This window comes from Ferruginibacter sp. (genome assembly GCF_031430955.1).
In the GTDB taxonomy this organism is placed as follows: Bacteria; Bacteroidota; Bacteroidia; order Chitinophagales; family Chitinophagaceae; genus Ferruginibacter.
Genome location: NZ_JANPCM010000451.1, coordinates 1 through 5,600, shown reverse-complemented (window position 1 = coordinate 5,600; position 5,600 = coordinate 1). Strand labels below are relative to the sequence as shown.

4 protein-coding genes and 1 tRNA gene are annotated in these 5,600 nt (G+C 35.5%); 2 read left to right on the top strand and 3 right to left on the bottom strand.

Annotated features, from left to right (window positions below):
* Window positions 1-1,833 (top strand): M14 family metallopeptidase (locus tag ACY65O_RS12505; protein ID WP_462221191.1); only part of this gene is annotated, 1,833 nt, incomplete at its 5' end.
* A 96-nt stretch (window positions 1,834-1,929) separates the two neighbouring features.
* Here ACY65O_RS12505 and ACY65O_RS12500 read toward each other — a convergent pair.
* From ACY65O_RS12500 to ACY65O_RS12490, 3 genes are all read right to left on the bottom strand, one after another.
* Entirely contained in the window at window positions 1,930-2,592 is a 663-nt protein-coding gene (locus tag ACY65O_RS12500) for an outer membrane beta-barrel protein (protein WP_462221190.1), read from the bottom strand.
* 238 nt (window positions 2,593-2,830) lie between these two features.
* The gene (locus ACY65O_RS12495; protein WP_462221189.1) at window positions 2,831-3,310 is read right to left on the bottom strand and encodes a hypothetical protein; all 480 of its coding nucleotides are present in this window, start codon (window positions 3,308-3,310) and stop codon (window positions 2,831-2,833) included.
* A gap of 613 nt (window positions 3,311-3,923) precedes the next feature.
* Window positions 3,924-3,995 (bottom strand) — tRNA-Glu (locus tag ACY65O_RS12490).
* A gap of 212 nt (window positions 3,996-4,207) precedes the next feature.
* On the opposite strand from ACY65O_RS12490, the gene gap reads away from it, so the two are divergent.
* Window positions 4,208-5,218, top strand: coding sequence for a type I glyceraldehyde-3-phosphate dehydrogenase (gene gap / locus ACY65O_RS12485; RefSeq protein WP_462221188.1), 1,011 nt, complete (start codon window positions 4,208-4,210; stop codon window positions 5,216-5,218).
* Window positions 5,219-5,600: the final 382 nt, after the last annotated feature.

The following is a 5,600-nucleotide window of genomic DNA, read 5'->3' as shown; positions in this document are numbered from 1 at the left end:
CATCATGAGCAAACGAGTAATGCTACTTTCTTTTTTCAGCCGGGTGTACCTTCAAGGGTAAATCCTTTAACGCCGGAAAAAAACCAGGAGCTTACAGCCAAATTGGGTAAGTATCATGCAAAGGCATTGGATAAAATTGGGTCTTTATATTTTACCAAAGAAAGTTATGATGATTTTTATTATGGTAAAGGTTCTACGTACCCCGATATAAATGGTGCGATAGGAATTTTATTTGAGCAGGCCAGCAGCCGTGGCCATGCACAGGAAACAGTGAATGGTATTTTAAAATTTCCTGCAACAATAAAAAATCAATTTGTAACGGCACTCTCTACATTAGAAGGCGCAAAAAACTTGCGCAAAGAATTTTTAGACTGGCAGCGAAATTTTTATACTGCATCATTACAACTGGCTGTAAAGGCAAACATACAGGCTTATGTTTTTGGCAGTAGCGATGATAAAAATAAAACACAGCAATTTGTTACCATGTTGCTGCGCCACCAAATTGAAATTTTTAAACCAAAAAATACTATTACTGCAAACGGTAAAATATTTAAAACAGACGAAGCATTTGTGGTACCGATGAATCAACCGCAGTATAAATTATTACAAACTATTTTTGAAAAAACATTAAATTATAAAGACAGTTTGTTTTATGATATTACGGCTTGGACAATGCCTTTAGCTTTTGGTTTACGCTGCAGCGAATTAAATACAACGCAATACAATAATAATTTGTTGGGAGAAAAAATTACTGCTGCAAATACATTACCCGGTTTTATAAATGGAGAAAAAAGTAATTATGGATATTTAATGGAATGGAACGAACTGCTTGCTCCCGCTGCATTATACGAATTACAAAAAAATAATTTAATTACAAAAGTGGCTGCTGCAAAATTTGAAATACCCATTGGTGGCACTAACAAAAATTTTAATGCAGGTACAGTTTTTATTCCGGCAAATAATCAACCGGTGGATGCGACTGCATTATTTTCTTTGTTAGATGGCATGGCAAAAAAATACAGCATAACCATTAATGCATTGCAAACGGGCAATGCTGTTAGCGGTATTGATATGGGTAGCAGAAAATTTATTGCCTTGACAAAACCCAGCATTGCTATGATAACGGGTGCTGGTGTTAATGCAACCGATGCAGGAGAAATTTGGCATTTGCTGGATCAGCGGATGAATATACCGGCAACACATTTAGAACCTGCAATATTTAACCGTGTCGATATAGCTAAATACAATACATTGATAATGGTAGGCGGAACTTATGCAGATTTAAATAAAGAAAAATTAAAAACATGGGTAAGCAATGGCGGCAATTTAATTTTATTGGAAGAAGCAGTTCAGTGGGCATCGGTAAACGGGATTAACACCGTTACATTAAAAAAAGTAAAAGCACCGGTTGACAGCAGTAAAAGAATGGCTTATGCAGAAGGGGAAGAAATTGATGGCGCACAACAAATGAATGGTGCCATTTTTGGTGCCGATGCCGACTTAACACATCCGCTGGCATTTGGTTATACTGAAACCACAGTGAGTTTATTTAAAGCCAACAGGGTGTATATGGAAAAAAGTAAAAACCCTTATGCTACACCTTTTTATTACAAAGAAAATGCTTTACAAAGTGGCTGGGTGAGTAAAGAAAATTACGATGCCATAAAAAATTCTGCTGCGGTTATTGTAAATACTTTGGGCAGTGGCAGAATAATTAATATGGATAACAATCCCAACTTTCGTGCATTTTGGCTGGGCGGTACTAAGCTTATGATGAACGCAATTTTTTTTGGAAAGATAATTGAGGCAGAAAGAGGAAGGGTGGAGGAATAAAACATTAATACAATTCTTCACTGTTATCAGCAACAGCATTCAATCTATTATAAAATCGTGGCGCAATTTTTTTTCGCCACGATTTTTTTTATGAAATTATAATACCAATCTAAATCCTATTCCTAAAGAATTAAGGGGCGAAGAACTTAGACTTGTATTAAATGAAAATTGGTTTTGCTTTGCCGTATAATTTTGTCCTGTACTTTTTAAAGTATTGTACTGCAAAGCGGCAATATCAGGAATCAAAATTTCTAACTGCAATTTTTTAAGCACCTGATAAGATATGCCGGGTGTTAAAGATAATTGTACGCCTGAGCCTTTACGGGTAATAAGATTGCTTCCGGGAAAATTGGTATCTTTTTGTGTGGAGCCAATATAATCAGCACCGCCTTCACCAAAAAAGTAAAAATCGCCACCTATCTTTTTATACTGCCTGTAAAAAATACCCACACTGTATTGTTTAAAGTCTGAACTGGAAACTAATGTATTGTTATTAAAATTTTCATTTTTATTGTTGCCATATCCTGCATTTATGCCCACTACAGTATTTTCTTTTATGGCTTTGCCCACTGAAATTCTGAAAAAGGCACTGTTATTTTTTTGACTTTGCTGCTGATTGGGTTGGGTGTTATTGCTTTCTGCATCAGCATCAGCAAAAGCAATTTGTCCGCCTAAAAGCACAGCACCTTTTTTAATTTGTGCAGTTGCTAATAGTGTGCTGCAAATAAATACTAATGATAAACTCAAAATTTTTCTCATAATGTTATGGTTTTTTACAAATGACAATTATAAATTGGCAAATAATGTTAAGAAAAACCTAATAGTAAAGTTTTGAGAAGAATGTTTTATTGGATTTGGCAACCTTGGTTGAAAAATCTTTAGTAAAAAATAAAAAAGATTGTAAAAGAGTTGCCAACCTAATTATAAAATCTTCATTTAAAAGAATTTAAAAAGTTGGAAACTCTTTACAACAACAGAAAAAATTTATAATGAAATTTTATTTTTCGCAGTTAACTTTTTGCAGCTTTACACCTTTGCCAAATGTTACCGTCCCGGTATTTTTAAAAACCATTTTACCATTTTTTTCTTCCACGTCGCCATAACCTTCAATTGCTGCGCTTTCTTTTAACAAATAAATTACCTGCCTTGTTGATTGCACCCCTTCCGACATAAAATTATAATCAGCCAGTAATGTATCGCCTTTCAACGTGCCGGTTAAATCGCCTTTGTTGCTGTCTTTTTCTTTAAGATTGTATAATAAATTCCCCGTGACTGATGAGCCATTTATTAGCAGTTTTAAATTAACTGTATTGTTACCTGTAGATGCATAACAAACTGTACTGGCAACAGGCGTATTTTCTTTTACAACTTTTAAAGTATCTGTAGTACCCGGGGTTTCAGTTACAGGTTGTGTGGCGTTGTTGCAGGATGTAGAGGCAACAGCAAGTATTAATGCTGGAAAGAATGTAAATTTCATGAGTTTGATTTTTAAAATGATATGTACTTGTTTCTTGCAAATGCAGTGCCGCTATTAGAAAATAATTATTTAAGTTTGTTATACATGAAAAATATTTACATAATTAAAAATGCCATCACCTTAACGCTTCGGGCAAAAAATATGTTGATTTATATTTTAAAAATCAGTAAATTTAAATCATGAAAACAGCAATAAAAAAAGCAAAATTATTACCGATGCTGATGTTGACGGACCAATGATGGTGTATAACCCCATGACAAAAAAACAAGAAAAAGAACTGGGAGAATGGGTTGCAAATAGAAAAGTAAAGATTAAGGCCAAGCAACTCAAAAGCAATTAAAACGAAAATATTTTATTAGTCAGTATTTTACACCCTGCTTTTTGCAGGGTTTTCATTTACCATAAACCGCCGCAAACACAAAATAAAAAAACCTTTCATCGCTAAAATGCTTTCCTTTTGTTTCAAGTATGCATTTCTACCGATAGTTTACAAACAATAAAGATTTATAAACGATATCGAAAAAAATGAATAGTTAACCTTCCCCTATAATCTTCCCTAAAATTAAAAAAGCCCTGATAGTTAACACTATCAAGGCTTTTGTTTTTAAATCTGTACCACGTACGGGAATCGAACCCGTGACTCCTCCGTGAAAGGGAGGCGTCTTAACCCCTTGACCAACGCGGCATCTTTTATTAAAGGACGGCAAAGATAACATACGGCAGTTTTTTAGCCAAATATTTTAAGGATTTAGTCAGTAAATATTTTTAAAACGTTTGCGGTGCATAAACCTGCACTTATAACCAATAGTAAAATCTTTAAAATAATACTGTTTTATGTGTGGTACAAACAGTAATTTTGCAATCTCAAATTAAAAATTCAAATTTTAAATTACAGTTATGAGTACAGTTAAAGTTGCAATTAATGGTTTCGGACGTATTGGCCGTTTGGTATTTCGCCAAATTTACAACATGAAGGGTATTGATGTTGTGGCAATAAACGATTTAACCAGTCCCGAAGTACTGGCACATTTATTAAAGTACGACAGTGCACAGGGCCGTTTTGACCAAACTGTTACCCATACCGAAAACGCAATTGCAGTTAACGGGCACGAAGTAAAAATATATGCACAAAAAGATCCGGCACAAATTCCGTGGGGAGCACATGATGTGGATGTGGTAATTGAAAGCACCGGCTTTTTTACCGATGCAGCAAAAGCAGCGGCACATATTACAGCTGGAGCAAAACGTGTGGTAATTTCTGCACCGGCAACCGGCGATTTAAAAACTGTAGTGTTTAATGTTAACCACGCAATTTTAGATGGCACCGAAACTATTATCAGTTGTGCAAGTTGCACTACCAACTGTTTGGCGCCAATGGCAAAAGTATTAGATGAAAAATATGGTATCATCACCGGTTTAATGAGTACTATTCATGCTTATACCAACGATCAAAATACATTGGATGCACCACACCCCAAAGGCGATTTACGCAGGGCACGTGCTGCAGCACAAAATATTGTACCTAACAGCACCGGCGCTGCAAAAGCAATTGGTGTAGTGTTACCTAATTTAAAAGGTAAGTTAGATGGTGGTGCACAAAGAGTGCCTGTAATTACCGGAAGTGTTACTGAGTTATATAGTGTGTTGGGTAAAGATGTAACTGCAGATGAAATTAACGCCGCTATGAAAGCCGCCAGCAACGAAAGTTTTGGTTACAACGAAGATGAAATTGTTAGCAGCGATGTTATAGGAATTACATTCGGCAGTTTATTCGATGCTACACAAACCCGTGTTATAAAAACCGGCGACAGACAATTGGTAAAAACAGTTAGCTGGTACGATAATGAAATGAGTTATGTATCGCAGTTGGTACGTACAGTACACCATTTTGCCGGGTTGATTAAGTAAGCCCCTATCCCCTAAAGGGGGAAATGGAGAAGATAAAAGCGAAGATTAAATATTTAAATTATAAAAGCTGCATTCTTCCAGTTCCCTCTCCGAAAGAGAGGGAACTGGGTGAGTTTTTTTGGGACGGACATTTTATCATTAATCAACATCGTTGTGTCACTCTCTTGTACAATTAGTTCTTTGTTCAACTTATTAAATTGAAGGCTTTCTAATAATAGAAAGCCTTCAATTTTAAAAGAGTCCCCTTCCAGTTCCCTTTCATTGGGAGAGGGGTTGGGGTGAGGCTTTTTAAATTGTATCTTTATAATCTCAAAATAAAGATTATGGAAACAGAATTATTAAAACGGATTACTATTATTCCCGGCTTAATGGGTGGTAAACC

Coding starts and splice junctions, on each gene's coding strand:
- ACY65O_RS12500 (WP_462221190.1), bottom strand. CDS start 2,592: ATGAGAAAAATTTTGAGTTTATCATTAGTATTTATTTGCAGCACACTA.
- ACY65O_RS12495 (WP_462221189.1), bottom strand. CDS start 3,310: ATGAAATTTACATTCTTTCCAGCATTAATACTTGCTGTTGCCTCTACA.
- gap (WP_462221188.1), top strand. CDS start 4,208: ATGAGTACAGTTAAAGTTGCAATTAATGGTTTCGGACGTATTGGCCGT.